The organism is Streptomyces sp. NEAU-174 (assembly GCF_052665095.1).
Map to the genome: position 1 here is coordinate 107,848 of NZ_JBQTCE010000004.1, position 18,126 is coordinate 125,973.

Annotated in this window: 1 protein-coding gene; it reads right to left on the reverse strand. The window is 71.9% G+C overall.

Annotated features, from left to right (window positions below; all coding sequences use genetic code 11):
• Window positions 1-23: 23 nt before the first annotated feature.
• Window positions 24-18,116, reverse strand: a complete 18,093-nt coding sequence (locus ACT2CW_RS13515) for an SDR family NAD(P)-dependent oxidoreductase (RefSeq protein WP_445516720.1) — start codon at window positions 18,114-18,116, stop codon at window positions 24-26.
• Between the last annotated feature and the right edge of the window lie 10 nt (window positions 18,117-18,126).

Sequence of the window (18,126 nt, forward strand, 5' to 3'; positions counted from 1 at the left end):
CGTGGCGGCGGCTGCTGCTGGGATCACGACCCGAACTCCTGGTCGATGAAGGCGAAGAGCTCGTCGGCCGCCGCCGTCTCCAGGTGTTCGGTGACCTCGTCCGCGTCGCCGGAACCGGTGGCCGGACCACCGGCCGGGCCGTCCGGCGCCGGGCCGCCACGGTCCCCGTCCCAACGGTCCCCGTCCCACTGGGACAGCAGGCGCTTCAGCCGGTCGGTCACCATCGCGCGGGTGGCGTCGTCGGTCGCCGCGTCGGTGCCCAGCAACACGGCTTCCAGCCGGTCGAGTTCGGCGGCCACGTCCGACGGGTCGTCCGCCGCCACCGGGGCGATCTCCTCCCCCAGGTGTCCGGCCAGCGCGGCGGGGGTCGGGTAGTCGAAGATGAGGGTGGCGGGCAGCCGCAGCCCGGTGGCCGCGTTCAGCCGGTTACGCAGCTCGACCGCTGTGAGCGAGTCGAAGCCGAGCTCCAGGAAGCCGCGATCGGTGACCACCGCGGCTGCCGTCCCATGGCCGAGGACCGTGGCGGCGTGTTCCTGGACCAGACGCAGCAGCGTCCGCTGCCGCTCCCCCTGACCGAGCCCGGCCAGCCGCCGCGCCAGCGGGGCCTCCTGGGTGCCGGGGTCGTCCTGGGCCGAGGCGCGCCGGGGCGTGATGGGCCGTCGTACGAGTCCGTTGAGCAACGGGGGTACGGGCGTGGTGTCGGCGGCGGCCGCCAGGTGGCCGAGGTCGAGCCGGGCGGGCACCACCAGGCCCTCGGCCAGCCGGCCGGCCGTGTCGAACAGCCGCAGCCCCTCCTGGGTGGGGAACGGCACCAGTCCGGCCCGTGTCATCCGCGAGAGGTCCGCCTGGCCGAGGTGTCCGGTCATTCCGGTGCGCTCGGCCCACAGACCCCAGGCCAGCGACACTCCGGGCAGGCCCATCGCCCGGCGCCGCTGGGCCAGTCCGTCAAGGAACGTGTTGGCGGCGGCGTAGTTGGCCTGGCCCGCGGACCCCAGGACCCCGGCGGTCGACGAGAACAGGGTGAACATGGCCATATCGAAACGGCGCGTCAGCTCGTGCAGATGCCAGGCCCCGTCCACCTTGGCGCGCAACACCGCGTCGAGCCGCTCCGGTGTCAGCGAGGCCACCATTCCGTCGTCCAGGATGCCCGCGGCATGGACCACACCGGTCAGACCGTGTCCGTCGGGGAGGTCCGCCAGCAGGTCGGCCAGCGCGTCGCGGTCGGCGACATCGCAGGCGGCTACGGTGACCGAGGCTCCCAGGGCCGTCAGCTTCGCCTCGAGCGCCGCCATGCTCTCGGCCGCGCGGCCACGGCGGCTGACCAGCAGCAGCCGGCGCATGCCGCGCTCCGCCACCAGATGCCGGGCGATCAGTCCGCCCAGGACGCCACCGGCGCCGGTGATCAGTACGGTCCCCTCCGGGTCCGGCGCGGCCGGGACGCTCAGCACCAGCTTGCCCACATGGCGCGCCTGGCTCATGAACCGGAACGCCTCGGGGGCCCTGCGCACATCCCACACCCGTGCGGGCAGCGGCTCCAGCACACCACGCTCGAAGAGGTCCACGATCTCGGCGAGCATCTCCCCGATGCGCTCGGGGCCCGCCTCCCCCAGGTCGAACGCCCGGTACAGCACGCCCGGATGGGCCGCTGCCACCGCGTCGGCGGACCGCACATCCGTCTTGCCCATCTCGATGAACCGCCCGCCCTCGCCGAGCAGCCGCAGCGACGCGTCCACGAACTCACCGGACAGGGAGTCCAGGACCACATCCACACCGCGACCGGACGAGGAGTCCCTGAACCGCTCCTCGAACTCCAGCGTGCGCGACGACGCGATATGCGCCTCGTCCAGCCCGAGGCCGCGCAGAACGTCCCACTTGGTCTCGCTCGCGGTCGCGAACACCTCGACGCCCCAGGCCCGTGCCAGCCGCACCGCCGCCATTCCCACGCCACCGGCGGCGGAATGGACCAGGAGCGACTCACCGCGCCGCAGGCCCGCCAACTCCCGCAGTGCGTACAAGGCCGTCAGGAACACCACGGGGACGGACGCGGCCTCGGTGAAGGACCAGCCGTCCGGGATCCGCACCAGGGTGCGGTGGTCCACGACGGCCAACGGCCCGAAACCACCGGACCACAGCCCCATCACCCGGTCGCCGACGGCGAGGGACGTCACACCGGGGCCGGTGGCCACGACCACACCGGCGCCCTCGCCGCCCATCATGGCCTCGTCCGGATACATGTCCAGGGAGATGAGGACATCGCGGAAGTTCAGGCCCGTGGCGCGCACGGCGACCCGCACCTCGTGCGCACCGAGTTCGCGCGTGGCGTCCGTGGCCGTGGCCGGCGTCAGCCCCTCCAGCGTGCCCGCCCCGGACGGCTCCAGCCGCCACGCCGCCGTGCCATCCGGTGGCGTCAGCACACCCTTCGCGACGCCGGGGGCCAGACGTGGCACCAGCACCTCGGCACCGCGCACCGCGAGCTGCGGCTCCCCGGTGGACACCGCCTGGTGCACCACGGTGAGCGATGGCTCGGCGCCGTCCACGTCCAGCAGGACGAAGCGGCCGGGATGCTCGGCCTGCGCCGATCGCACCAGCCCCCAGACCGGGGCCGCGGCCAGGTCGCGCGGGTCCTCACCGTCCTCGGTGGCCAGCGCGCCCCGGGTGATGAACACCAGCCGGGCCGCGGCGAACCCGTCCTCCGCCAGCCACGACCGCACCATGTCCAGGGTCCGGTGGGCCACGGCGTGTGCCGCCGGGACGACGTCCTCGCCGGAGGTGGAGGACACGGTCACGAACACCAGGTCCGGTATGGGAGCGCCCGATCGCACATGCGCCGCGAGGGCGGCCAGGTCGGCGTGTTCCTCCACCGACCCATCGGCCGCCTTCAACGCCCTGGCCAGGCCGAAGGGGTCCGGTCCGGCCACGGCGCACCGGTCGGTGGCGGGAACCGAGGCGGTGGTGGGCGCCGCGATCCACTCCACTCGGTACAGCGAGTCGCCGTCGTCGGCGGACGACGCGAGCTGTGCCTCCGAGACCGGCCGGGTGACCAGCGCCTCCGCCGTCGCCACCGGCGTACCGGCGGCGTCGGCCACCAGGACGGACATCCCATCGGTGCCCGCAGGGGCCAGCCGTACTCGCAGGGAGCTCGCGCCGGCGGCGTGCAACGACACACCACTCCACACGAACGGCAGCCGGATCCCGTCCTCCTCCGGACGCGAGGCGGCGCACACCAGCCACGCGTGCAGCGCCGTGTCGAGCAGCGCGGGATGCAGCCCGAACCGGGCCGCGTCGGCGCGCGCCTCCTCGGGGAGTGCCACCTCGGCGAAGACCTCGTCGCCCTTGCGCCAGACGGCGCGCAGCCCTCGGAACACCGGTCCGTACGCGAGTCCGGTGGCCGCCACATCCTCGTAGAAGCCCGCGGTCTCGACCGCTTCCGCGCCCGCCGGTGGCCATGCCTTCAGTTCTGCCGCCGGGCCCGTCGTCCCGTCGACGGCGGAGGAGTTCAGGGCCAGCACGCCCTTCGCGTGGCACGTCCACGAGGCGTTCGGGACGTCGTCACGGCGGGCATGCACACTGAACTCGCGCTGCCCGTCCTGATGCCGGGGACCGCTCACGACCAGCTGCACCTGGACCGCCCCCTCGTCGGGCAGCACCAGGGGCGCCTCCAGCGTCAGCTCCTCCAACCGGTCACAACCGACCGCGTCACCGGCCCTCGACGCCAGCTCGACAAACGCGGTACCGGGCAGGATGGCCCGGCCCAGCACCGCGTGGTCGGCGAGCCAGGGGTGGGTACGGAGCGAGAGGCGACCGGTGAGCAGGAACCCGTCCGAGTCGGGCAGTGGCACGGCGGCCCCCAGCAACGGGTGCTCTGCCGAGTCCAGCCCCACCGATGCCACATCGCCTGCGGTCTCGATGGCCTCGGACTCCAGCCAGAAGTGGGTGCGCTGGAAGGCGTACGTCGGCAGATCGACGCGCTTCGCTCCCGTTCCGGCGAAGAGCCGTGCCCAGTCGACGGACGCGCCGCCCACGTACGCCTCGGCCAGCGATGTCATGAAGCGCTCCAGGCCGCCTTCGTCGCGGCGCAGGGACCCGACGGCGGTGACGCGGGTGCCGTGGTCCTCGGCCGTCTGCTCCACACCCATCGTCAGCACCGGGTGGGCACTGGCCTCGATGAACACTTGAAAGCCATCGGCCAGCAGGACGCGTACGGTCTCGTCGAAGCGCACGGTCTGGCGCAGATTGCTGTACCAGTACCCGGCGTCCAGTTCGGCCGTATCGAGCACTCCGCCGGTCACCGTCGAATAGAACGGCACCGACGAAGGGCGAGGGTCGATCCCCGCGAGGGCCTGCCGAAGCTCGTCCTCGATGGCCTCGACATGGGCGCAGTGCGAGGCGTAGTCCACGGGGATACGACGCGCCCGGACCTCGTCCGCCTCGCACCCCGCCAGCAGCTCGTCCAGCGCGTCAGCATCGCCGGAGACCACGACCGCCGAAGGCCCATTCACCGCCGCCACCGACAACCGCTCACCCCAACGGCCCAACCGCTCCCGCACCTCACCCACGGGCAACGACACCGACACCATCCCGCCCAGCCCCGACAACGCCCGCAACGCCTTGCTCCGCAACGCCACCACCCGCGCCGCATCCTCCAACGACAACGCACCCGCCACACACGCCGCCGCGATCTCACCCTGCGAATGCCCAATGACCGCCGAGGGCTCCACACCGTACGAACGCCACAACTCCGCCAACGACACCATCACCGCGAACAGCACGGGCTGCACCACATCAACCCGCTCCAGCGCCGCAGGGTCGCCGAGCACATCCACCAACGACCACTCCACAAACGGCCCCAACGCCGCCGCACACTCACCCATCCGCTCCGCGAACACCGGCGAAGACTCCAACAACCCCGCAGCCATCCCCACCCACTGCGACCCCTGACCAGGGAAGACAAGCACCGCGTGGTCCCGGGCGGTCGCCATCCCGCGCACCACACCGGGGGCCGAGTTCCCCTCGGCCAACGCGCCCAGGCCGCTGATGAGACCGTCCCCGTCCCCCGCCAGCACCACCGCGCGGTGTTCGAAGACACTGCGCGTGGTCGCCAACGACAGCCCGACATCGGCGGGCGAAACCTCTCCGTGCCCGCGCACCCGCCTCAGCAGCCGTCCCGCCTGCGCCTCGACCGCGGTGTCCGACCGTCCGGAGATCACCCATGGTGTGATCTCCGGCAACCCCTCGGCCGGGGCGTCGTCATCGACGCCCCGGCCGGGGGCCTCGTCGAGCGGGGCCGCTTCGAGCACGGCGTGGGCATTGGTTCCGCTCATCCCGAAGGAGGAGACCGCCGCCCGGCGCGGCCGTCCCGTCTCCGGCCAGGGCATCTCGTCCGTCAGCAGGCGCAACCCACCCGCGGACCAGTCCACATGCGGCGATGGCTCATCCAGGTGGAGGGTGCGCGGCAGCACGCCGTGCCGCATGCCGAGCACCATCTTGATCACACCGGCCACGCCCGCCGCCGCCTGCGTGTGCCCGATGTTCGACTTCAACGAGCCCAGCAGCAGCGGCCGGTCTTCGGGGCGGCCCCTGCCGTACGTGGCGAGCAGGGCCTGTGCCTCGATGGGGTCGCCCAGCTTGGTGCCGGTGCCATGGGCCTCGACCGCGTCCACCTCGGCCGGCGACAGCCGCGCGTTCTCCAACGCGGCACGGATCACCCGCTGTTGCGAGGGGCCGTTGGGCGCGGTGAGGCCGTTGCTCGCACCGTCCTGGTTGATGGCGGTGCCCCGTACCAGGGCGAGCACACGGTGTCCGTTCCGGCGGGCGTCCGACAGGCGCTCCAGCAGCAGCACACCGACACCCTCCGCCGGGCCGAAGCCATCGGCGGCGGCGGAGAAGGGCTTGCAGCGCCCGTCCGGGGCCAGCCCCCGCTGGCGGCTGAAGCCGACGAAGGTCCAGGGGGTGGACATGATGGCGGTGCCACCGGCCAGGGCCAGGGAGCACTCGCCCTGCCGCAGCGACTGCGCGGCCAGGTGCAGCGCCACCAGCGACGACGAGCACGCCGTGTCGACGGCGACGGCCGGCCCTTCGAAGCCGAACGCGTAGGCGAGTCGGCCGGAGGTGACACTGAGGGCGTTCCCGGTGAGCAGATAGCCCTCGACACCGCTCGACGGCCGGATCGGGCCCGCGCCGTACCCATGTGATCCGGCGCCCACGAACACACCGGTCTGGCTGCCGCGCAGGGAGGCCGGGTCGATGCCCGCGCGCTCGAAGGTCTCCCAGGACGTCTCCAGCAGCAGCCGGTGCTGCGGGTCCATGGCCACCGCCTCACGCGGTGAGATGCCGAAGAACGCCGCGTCGAATTCGCCCGCGCCGTCGACGAAGCCACCGTGGCGCGTATAGGTCTTCCCGGGGACGTCGGGGTCGGCGTCGTAGAGTCCGTCGAGCTCCCAGCCACGGTCCTCGGGGAAGCCGGATATCGCGTCACGGCCCTCGGTCAGCAGGTCCCACAGCTCTTCCGGGGATCGGACGCCACCGGGCAGACGGCATCCCATGGCGACGATGGCGATCGGATCGTCGTCCGGCTCGGCCCGGGTGACGGGCGCGGGTGCCGAGGAGGCGTCGGCCTCCCGCAGGCCGAGCAGTTCCGTGCGGAGGTATTCCGCGAGCGCGACGGGGGTCGGGTAGTCGAAGACGACCGTGGCGGGCAGCCGCTCGCCGGTGGCGGCGTTCAGCCGGTTCCGCAGCTCCACCGCCGTGAGGGAGTCGAAACCGTGCTCCTTGAAGGAGATCTCCGGCTCGACCGCGTCCGGGGTGCTGTGGCCGAGGACGGTGGCGGCCTGGTCCTGGACCATGCGCAGCACCAACCGCTCGCGCTCCGCGTCGCCCACTCTGCGCAGACGCTGCCCAAGTGACGCCTCCTCCGCCGCGGGCGCCGTCCGGGCCAGTGCGCGGCGGACCACGCTGGCCCGTTCCGGTCGGCCGTCGCCGGGCTCCGCTGTCGCGGCCGCGAACTGCTCCTCCGTCACCGGCCGCGCCACCAGCGCGTCCACCGTGGCCACCGGTGTTCCGGCCGGGTCGGCGACCACTGCGGACAGGGTGTCGGTGCCCTTGCGGATCAGCCGTACGCGGAGCGTCGACGCCCCGGTCGCGTGCAACGACACACCGCTCCAGAGGAACGGCAGGCGGATGCCGTCCGCATCGCCCGAAAGAGGTGCCAGACCCGGCTGCAAGGCGGTGTCCAGCAGGGCCGGGTGGATGCCGAACCGGGGCACCGCGCCATGGGCTTCCTCGGGCAGCACCACCTCGGCGAAGAGCTCGTCACCGCGGCGCCACACCGCGCGAACGCCACGGAAGACGGGCCCGTACGCCACGCCGGTATGGGCCAACCGCTCGTAGAAGTCGGCGGTGTCGACGGCCTCCGCACCGGTCGGCGGCCATACGCTGAGGTCAGTGGCCTGGCTCTGGGCCTCGCTGTGGGCTTCGCTGTGGGCTTCGCTGTGGACCAGCGTTCCCGAGGCGTACCGGGTCCACGGCCGGTCCGCGGTGTCTTCGGGCCGCGCGTACACCCGTACGGGACGTCCACCGTCCTCCTCGGGCCCGCCTACGGTCAACTGGAGCTGTACGGCGCCCCGTTCGGGAAGCACCAGAGGCGCCTCCAGCGTCAGCTCCGCCACGCGGTCGTATCCGGCCGCGTCACCGGCTCGGAGCGCCAACTCGACGAATGCGGACGCGGGCAGCAGGGCCCGGCCGAGCACGGTGTGTTCGGCGAGCCAGGGATGCGTACGGAGCGAGAGGCGGCCGGTCAGCAACCACCCGTCCGAGTCGGGCAGCGCGGTCGCCGCGCCGAGGAGGGGGTGGTCGGCGGAGGTCAGTCCGGCCGAGGACACATCGCCCGCCACGGCTGAGGGCTCGACCCAGTAGCGCTGGTGCTGGAAGGCGTACGTCGGCAAGTCGACGCGTCGGGCGCCCGTGCCCGCGAACATGGCCGCCCAGTCGACAGCGGCGCCACCCACGTATGCCTCGGCGAGGGAAGTGGCGAACCGGTCGAGCCCGCCTTCGTCGCGGCGCAGCGATCCGACGGCGGTGATGTGCGTGCCGTGGTCCTGGGCCGTCTGCTCCACGCCCATCGTCAGGACGGGGTGGGCACTGGTCTCGATGAAGGTGTCGAAGCCGTCGGCGAGCAGGGCACGGACGGCCTCGTCGAAACGCACCGTCTGACGCAGATTGCGGTACCAGTACCCGGCGTCGAGTTCCTGGGTGTCCAGCACACCCGCCGTGACCGTGGAGTAGAACGGCACCGACGACGGACGTGGAGCGATCCCCGCGAGGGTCTGCCGAAGCTCGTCCTCGATCGCCTCCACATGAGCGCAGTGGGAAGCGTAATCCACGGGAATGCGACGCGCCCGGACCTCGTCCGCCTCGCACGCTGCCAGCAGTTCGTCCAGCGCGTCCGCGTCGCCGGAGACCACGACCGCCGAGGGCCCGTTCACCGCCGCCACCGACAACCGCTCACCCCACGACGCGAGTCGCTCCCGCACTTCACCCACGGGAAGCGACACCGACACCATCCCGCCGAGCCCCGAAAGCGCCCGCAGGGCCTTGCTCCGCAGGGCCACCACCTTCGCCCCGTCCTCCAGCGACAGCGCACCCGCCACACAGCCCGCGGCGATCTCACCCTGGGAGTGACCGATGACGGCCGCGGGCTCGACCCCGTACGAACGCCACAGCTCGGCCAACGACATCATCACCGCCCACAGCACGGGCTGCACCACATCCACCCGCTCCAGGGCCGCGGGGTCGCCGAGCACATCCACCAACGACCAGTCCACGAACGGCGCCAACGCCGCCGCGCACTCTCCCATCCGCTCCGCGAACACCGGCGACGACTCCAACAACCCCGCCGCCATCCCCACCCACTGCGATCCCTGACCAGGGAAGACAAGGGCGACGCGGTGCGAGGAGCCAGTGGCCGCCCCGCGCACCACGCCCGCGGCCTCGCGCCCCTCGGCCAGCGCGGTCAGGCCACTGACGAGTGCGGTACGGTCTGCGCCCAGCACCACCGCCCGCCGCTCGAAGGCCGCGCGCGTGGTGACCAGCGACAGACCCACATCCACGGACGCCGGACCGGCCTCGTCGCCCACCGTCGACAGCAGGCGCGCGGCCTGGTCCCGGAGCCCCGCGTCGGACCGTGCCGATACCACCCACGGCACCACGCTGCTCGGTTCAGAGGTGGCGTCCGTGGCGGCATCGGACACCATCGGCCCCTGCTCCAGGATCACATGGGCGTTGGTGCCGCTCACGCCGAAGGAGGAGACGCCCGCCCGACGGGGCCGACCGGTTTCGGGCCATGGCGTCGGGGCGGTCAGAAGCTCCACCGCACCCGTCGACCAGTCCACGTGCGGTGACGGCTCATCGATGTGCAGGGTCTGCGGAAGCAGGCCGTGCCGCATGGCCAGCACCGACTTGATGACCCCGGCCACACCGGCCGCGGCCTGGGTGTGGCCGATGTTGGACTTGATGGAGCCGAGCCACAGCGGCCGCTCGCCGGACCGTTCCTGCCCGTACGTGGCCAGCAGGGCCTGTGCCTCGATCGGATCGCCGAGCGTCGTACCCGTGCCGTGCGCCTCGACCGTATCGACGTCGGTGGCCGACAGCCGGGCGTTCGCCAGGGCGGCGCGGATCACCCGCTGCTGCGAAGGGCCGCTCGGTGCGGTGAGGCCGTTGCTCGCGCCGTCCTGGTTGACGGCGGAGCCGCGTACCACCGCCAGCACCTGATGGCCGTTGCGCCGCGCATCCGAGACCCGCTCCAGCAGCAGCAAGCCCACGCCTTCGCCCCAGCCGGTGCCGTCCGCTGCCGCCGCGAACGCCTTGCACCGACCGTCGGCCGCCAGTCCGCGCTGACGACTGAACTCCACGAAGAGCTCGGGAGTGGACATCACGGTGACACCGCCGGCGAGCGCCAGCGAGCATTCGCCTTGACGCAGGGACTGCGCCGCCAGATGCAGCGCGACCAGCGATGACGAACAGGCGGTGTCCACGGTGACCGCCGGGCCCTCGAAGCCGAAGGTGTAGGAGATACGGCCGGAGACGACGCTGGCGGCGCTGCTGGTGACCAGATGGCCCTCGATGTGCTCCGCCGCGGCCTGGCGCAGGCTGGTTGCGTAGTCCTGGCCGTTGCTGCCCACGAAGACCCCGGTCCGACTGCCCCGGAGCAGCGTGGGGTCGATCCCGGCCCGCTCGAACGCCTCCCACGAGGTCTCCAGCAGGAGCCGCTGCTGGGGGTCCATCGCCACCGCCTCACGCGGCGAGATCCCGAAGAACTTCGGGTCGAAGTCGCCCGCTCCCTCGAGGAAACCACCTTCGCGGACATAGCTCTTGCCGCGTTCGTCCGGGTCCGGCCCGTAGAGCGCGTCCAGGTCCCAGCCGCGGTCGGCGGGGAACTCGGTCAGCACCTCGCGCCCGGCGATCAGCAGCTGCCACAGGTCCTCCGGCGTTCGCACCTCGCCGGGGAAGCGGCAGCTCATGGCCACGATGGCGATGGGGTCGTCGTCGGTGGCCACGGCGACGGGCAACGCGGCGTCCGCGCCGTTCCGCAGCCCCAACGCCTCGGTGCGCAACAGTTTGACCAGCGCCGTCACGGTGGGGTGGTCGAAGAGCAGGGTGCTCGGCAGGCTCAGCCCGGTGGCCGCGTTCAGCCGGTTGCGCAGGGTCACCGCGGCGAGGGAGTCGAAACCCAGTTCCTTGAAGGCACGGTCGGCGTCGATGGCCTCGGGACGGCGGTGTCCCAGGACGGCCGCCACATGGGACCGCACGAACTCCAGGAGGACTCGGTCTTGTTCCGCCGTCCCCAGCCCGGCGAGCCGGCGCCGAAGTGACCCCTCGGTGGTTGTGACCTCGTTGGGGGTGTCGGGTGAGCCGTGGGCCGTGAGGTCGTGGAGGAGTCGGCGCGAACGGGTGTCCGCCATCGTCCCGGCCAGGGTGTCCCACTCGACGTCGGCGACGATCAGAGCCGCTGCCGCCGGGTGGTTGACGCTCTGCTCCAGGGTGGCGACGGCCGACTCGGGGTCCATCGCGGGGAGGCCATGGCGCCGCCACCGGTCCGCGACGGCTTCTGCCATGCCGTGAGCGGCCCAGGGACCCCAGGCCACGGAGGTGGCCGGGAGCCCCGCACCGCGCCGCCACTCCGCCAACGCGTCCAACGTCGCGTTCGCCGCCGCGTAGTTGGCCTGACCCGCGGCACCCACCGTCCCCGAGAACGACGAGAACAACACAAACGCCGAAAGATCCAGCTCCCGCGTCAGCTCATGCAGATGCCACGCCGCCTCGGACTTCGCCCGCAACACACCCTCAAACCGGTCCACCGACAGCCCGGCCAGCACACCGTCATCAAGCACACCCGCCGCATGCACCACAGCCGTCAGCGGGAACTCCTCCGGCACCCCGGCCAACACCCCGGCCAGCGCATCCCGATCGCCCACATCACACGCCGCAACCGTCACCCGAGCACCGATCTCCCTGAGCTCGGCACACAACTCATCCGCACCCGCAGCCTCAGAACCACGACGCGACACCAACAGCAGATGCTCCGCACCCACCCGCGCCAGCCACCGCGCCACATGGGCACCCAACGCACCCGTACCACCGGTCACCAGCACCGTGCCCGACGGCTCCCAGCCCCCGACGCCATGTGCACCCTCGATCGCGCGCACCACACGGCGGCCGAACACGCCCGACGACCGCACCGCCACCTCGGTCTCGTCGGCACGGCCACTCACCACGCCCACCAGCCGGTCCGCCACCCGCGCATCCCACACCTCGGGCAGGTCGAGCAGGCCACCCCAGCGCTCCGGCGCCTCCAGCCCGGCCACCCGGCCCAGCCCCCACACCGCCGCCTGTTCCACACCCAACGGGCTCTCCGAACCGCCCACCGCCACCGCACCCCGCGTCACACACCACACACGGCCGCCCACGCCCGCATCCCCGACCCCCTGGAGCAGGGACAACGTCAGCGCCAGCCCCAACGGCACCGACCCATACTCACCGTGCCGCCCCTCTGCCAGCGCCAGCAGCGACACCACACCCGAGGCGTCGGAGACCTCGGTCTCCTCCAGGGCCCGGCGCAGCCGGTCCGCCATCACCGCACGGTCGGCGTCGTCCTGCCCCAGCTCGACCACGACAGGCAGGGCACCGCGCCCAGCCAGCGCGGCAACACACTCCGCAACCCACTCATCCCCGGCCAGCCCCGCCGGGACCGCCACCAGCCACGTGCCCGTCAGCGCAGCGCCCACCACGTCCGAAACGGGCGCCCACGACGCTTGATAGCGTCGGCGATCAGACGTCAGCGCCGGGGCCGTGCCGCCGCGGACCGGCTCCAGCCAGAAGCGCTCTCGCTGGAACGCATACGTCGGCAGCTCCACACGGCGGGGGCTGGCCGGCGCCAACAGGGCTGACCAGTCGACCTGCCGCCCCCGTACATAGATCTCGGCGAGTGCTCCTTGCAGGGAAGGGATCTCATCCCGGCCGACGCGCAGCACCGATGCGAAGGCGGCGTCCGGCGCGCACTCCTGCCCCATCCCGGACAGCACCCCGTCCGGCCCCAGCTCCAGGTAGGTGGCGACTCCCGCGTCCGCCAGACTCCGTACCCCGTCCGCGAACCGGACGGCCTCGCGGACGTGCCGTACCCAGTACTCGGCGGAGCACAGCGCCTCGGGATCAGCGACCAGGCCCGCCACGTTCGACACGACGGGGATGCGCGGAGGCGCATACGACAACCCCTCGGCCACCCGCCGGAACTCCGCCAGCATCGGCTCCATCAGGGGCGAGTGGAAAGCGTGGGAGACGCGCAGCCGCTTGGTCTTGACACCCTGAGCGTCGAACCGCCCAGCGACCTCCGTCACCGCTTCTTCCGCACCAGAGATCACGGTCGAGCGCGGACCGTTGACCGCCGCTACGCTCACCTCGGCTTCGCGACCGGCCAGGAGCGGCAGTACGTCCGCCTCGGCAGCCTGCACAGACACCATCACGCCACCCGACGGCAGCGCCTGCATCAACCGCCCACGAGCCGCCACCAACACACACGCATCCGCAAGCGACAACACCCCCGCCACATACGCCGCCACCAGCTCACCAATCGAATGCCCGGCCACAAAGTCCGGCCGTACGCCCCACGACTCCACCAACCGGAACAGCGCCACCTCCACCGCAAACAACCCACACTGCGTAAACCCGGTCTCATCCAGCCCCTCCGCACCCCCGAACACCACATCCCGCAGCGAACGCCCCAAAACCCCGTCGAACTTCCCACACACCTCATCGAGCGCGTCCGCGAACACCGGAAACGCCTCATACAGCTCCCGGCCCATCCCAACCCGCTGACTGCCCTGACCCGAGAACAACACCGCCAACTTCCCCGGCACCACAGAGCCACGCACCACACCCGCCGCCGGTACACCCTCCGCCAGCGCCCGCAACCCAGCCGCAAACCCCTCACGGTCACCGGCCAGCACCACCGCCCGGTGCTCGAACATCGACCGCGTGGTCACCAATGCCGAGCCCACATCCACGACCGACGCCTCAGCGCCCGGCTCCCCGCGCACAGCCGACAGCAAACGCTCCGCCTGCGCCCGCAACGCACCCTCGGACTTCGCCGACACCACCCACGGCACCGACGCCGGGGCCTCCCGCCCCTCATCCACCGGCTGGGCAACGCCCGCCTCTGCGGGAGCCTGCTCCACGATGACATGGGCGTTCGTCCCGCTGATGCCGAACGACGACACACCCGCGCGCCACGACCGGCCCGTCTCCGGCCACGCCACCGCATCCGTCAGCAGCTCCACCGCACCCGCCGACCAATCCACATGCGGCGACGGCTCATCGACATGCAGTGTCCTCGGCAGCACACCATGCCGCATCGCCAGCACCATCTTCATCACGCCCGCGACACCAGCCGCCGCCTGCGTATGACCGATGTTGGACTTCACCGACCCCAGCCACAGCGGCCGGCCCTCGGCACTCCGCTCCCGCCCGTAGGTCGCGAGCAACGCCTCGGCCTCGATCGGGTCGCCCAAAGCCGTGCCCGTGCCATGCGCTTCGACCGCGTCCACGTCGGCGGGGGAAAGTCCGGCGTTTGCCAACGCCGCCCGGATCACGCGCTGTTGGGAGGGCCCGTTCGGCGCGGTCAGGCCGTTTGACGCACCGTCCTGGTTGATGGCGCTGCCCCGCACCACCGCGAGCACCTGGTGACCGTTCCGCCGCGCGTCCGACAGCCGCTCCAGCAACAGCATCCCCGCGCCCTCGGCCCAGCCCGTGCCGTCCGCCGCCGACGCGAACGGCTTGCACCGGCCGTCGGGGGCCAACCCCTGCTGCCTGCTGAACTCCACGAACAGCCCCGGCGTCGGCATCACCGTCACACCACCGGCGAGTGCGAGGGCGCACTCGCCCTGGCGCAGCGACTGGACCGCCAGATGCAGGGCGACCAAGGAGGACGAGCAGGCGGTGTCCACCGTCATCGCCGGGCCCTCGAAGCCCATGGTGTAGGAGATGCGGCCGGATGCGGCGCTGACGGTGTTGCCGGTCAGCAGGTATCCCTGGAGCTCATCCGAGGCGTCGTGCATTCGCGGGCCGTAGTCCTGGGACATCGCACCCACGAAGACGCCGGTCCGGCTCCTCTCCCGCCCGGCCGGATCGATCCCCGCGCGTTCGAAGACCTCCCAGGAGGTCTCCAGCAAGAGCCGCTGCTGCGGGTCCATCGCCAGCGCCTCGCGCGGCGAGATCCCAAAGAAGGAGGCATCGAAGTCCCCGGCGTCGTAGAGGAATCCGCCTTCGCGGGTGTACGTCGTCCCGGCTCGTCCGGGGTCGGTGTCATACAGCCCGGACAGATCCCAGCCCCGGTCCGCCGGGAACGCCCCGATGGCGTCGCCACCGGAGGCGATCAGCTGCCACAGCTCCTCGGGCGACCGCACACCACCGGGGTAGCGGCAGCTCATGCCCACGATCGCGATCGGCTCGTCCGGGGCCACGCCGACCGGTGCCGGCGCGGTCTCCTCTCGCCCGTCGTCGCCCATCAGCCTGTCCCGCAGATGGCGTACGAGCGCCCGGGGCGTGGGGTGGTCGAACAGCAGCGTGGTCGACAGCCGCAGTCCGGTCGTGGTGTTCAGACGGTTGCGGAAATCGACGGCGCCGAGCGAATCGAAGCCCAGTTCCTTGAAGGTCCGACCCAGATCGACGGCCTCCGGCCCTTCGTACCCCAGTGCGGTGGCGACCTGATCACGTACCAGGTCCGCCAGCGTCTCGCCTCGCTGGGCGTCATCCAGCGGGGCGAGACGCGCGCGCAGCAGCGACGCCGCGTCGGTCGCCGATGTGTGGCCCACGCCGTCATCCGGGTCGGTCGCAGCGGCCTCGGTGAGCATGCTCGGCTGTGGCAGGGCCTGGACGTCCAGCCAGTACCGCTCCCGCTGGAACGCGTACGTGGGCAGCTCAACGCGACGCGCACCCGCCCCCGCGAACATCCGAGCCCAGTCGACAACGGCACCACCCACATACGCCTCGGCCACGGACGTCAGGAAACGATCCAGGCCGCCCTCGTCACGGCGCAGCGAACCGATGGCCGCCACGTCGGAGCCATGCTGCTCGGCGGTCTGCTCCACCCCCACCGTGAGTACGGGATGGGCGCTGGCCTCGATGAACACCTGGAAACCATCGGCCAGCAGCGCGCGCACGGCCTCGTCAAAGCGCACCGTCTGACGCAGATTCCGGTACCAGTACCCGGCGTCCAGCTCGACCGTATCGAGCACCCCACCGGTCACCGTCGAATAGAACGGCACCGACGACGACCGAGGAGCGATCCCCGCGAGGGCGTGCCGAAGCTCTTCCTCGATGGCCTCAACGTGAGCGCAATGCGAGGCGTAATCCACCGGAACACGCCGCGCCCGGACCCCCTCCGCCTCACACGCGGCCAGCAACTCCTCCAACGCGTCCGCATCACCGGACACCACCACGGCCGACGGCCCATTCACCGCCGCCACCGACAACCGCTCACCCCACCGACCCAACCGCTCCCGCACCTCACCCACGGACAGCGACACCGACACCATCCCGCCCAACCCCGACAACGCCCGCAACGCCCTACTCCGCAACGCCACCACCCGCGCCGCATCCTCCAACGACAACGCACCCGCCACACACGCCGCCGCAATCTCACCCTGCGAATGCCCCACCACCGCCGAAGGCTCCACACCATACGAACGCCACAACTCCGCCAACGACACCATCACCGCCCACAACACCGGCTGCACCACATCCACCCGCCCCAACGCCACCGCATCACCGAGCACATCCACCAACGACCAGTCCACGAACGGCCCCAACGCCGCCGCACACTCACCCAACCGCTCCGCAAACACCGGAGACGACTCCAACAACCCCACAGCCATCCCCACCCACTGCGCCCCCTGACCAGGAAAGACCAACACCGCACGACCATCACCACCCACCACCACACCCCGCACCAACCCCGGAGCAGACCCACCCTCAACCACCGCACCCAAACCCCCAGCCAAAGCCCCACGGTCCGACCCCAACACCACCGCACGATGCTCAAACGCACTACGCGTCGTCGCCAGCGAGAACCCGACATCCCCGGCCGACAGCTCCGCCCGCTCCTCCACGTACGACGCCAGCCGACCCGCCTGCGCCCGCAAAGCCGCCTCGGAGCGCCCCGACACCACCCACGGGATCCGGGCCGGAGCGTTCTTCCGCTCGGCCCCCGCCACGTCCCGAGCCACCGCGAGCTCCGGTGCCCCGGACAGCACCACATGGCAGTTCGTCCCGCCCACTCCGAACGAGCTCACCCCGGCGGTCAACGCCTCCCGTGTCCCCGCCACGTCCGCGAGCCACGCCTCGGAGGTCGTCTGCACCCGCAGCTTCAGCCGGTCCAGCGGAATGTCAGGGTTGGGCGTCCGGAAGTTGAGGCTGGGGAAGAGTTCGCCGTGCTTGAGCCCCAGGGCCGTCTTGATGAAGCCGACGACACCGGCCGCGCCCTCCAGGTGGCCCACGTTGGTCTTGGCCGACCCCACCAGCAGCGGGGCGTCGGTGGGTCGCCGTGGCGCGCCCAGGACCGCTCCCAGTGCCGCGGCCTCGATCGGGTCGCCGACCTTCGTACCGGTGCCGTGGAGTTCCACGTACTGGACACCGGCGGGGTCCACTCCGGCCTGCCGGTAGGCGCGGCGCAGGAGGTCCTCCTGGGCCTCCTGGTGGGGGGTGGTGAGGTGGTCCCCGCCACCGTCGTTGTTGAGTGCGCTGCCCCGGATGACGCAATACACGGGGTCCCCGTCGGCGAGGGCGTCCGCGAGGGGCTTGAGGACGACGGCGCCGCCGCCCTCGCCGCGTACGAAGCCGTTGGCGCGGGCGTCGAAGGTGTAGGTGACGCCGTCCGGTGACAGCCCGCCGAACCGGGCGGCGCTGATGCCGCTCTCGGGGGCGAGGTTGAGGTGGACGCCGCCGGCGATGGCGATGGATGTCTCGCCGCGGCGGATGCTTTCGCAGGCCAGGTGGATGGCGGCCAACGAGGACGCCTGTCCGGCGTCGAGGGTGAGGCTGGGGCCGCGCAGCCCGAGGTGGTAGGAGACGCGGTTGGCGATGATGCCGCGGTGGAGTCCGGTGAAGCTGTGCCGGTCGATGGCCTCGGGGCCGCCCCGCCGGATCAGCGTGGCGTAGTCGTCCGCGATCACGCCGATGTACACGCCGGTGCGGCTGTCGCGGAGCCGGTCCGGAAGGATTCCGGCGTCTTCGAGGGCCTCCCAGGTCAGTTCCAGGGTCAGTCGCTGCTGGGGGTCCATGGCCGCGGCCTCGCGTGGCGAGATGCCGAAGAAGGCGGCGTCGAAGTGGTCGATCCGGTCCCGGTCCAGGAATCCGCCCCGCCGAGGGGCATCAGTGGCCCCGCCCCGCCGAGGGGCACCGGTGTCCGCGTCCCACCGTCCTTCGGGGGCCTCCGTGATGGCGTCGGCGCCGTCGCGGAGCAGTTGCCGGAAGGTGGCGGGGTCGGGTGCTCCGGGAAGGCGGCAGGACAGTCCGACGACCGCGATCGGCGCGTCCGTCGTGCTCGGCGAGGTGCCGTCGGAACCCTTCATGAGCGTGACT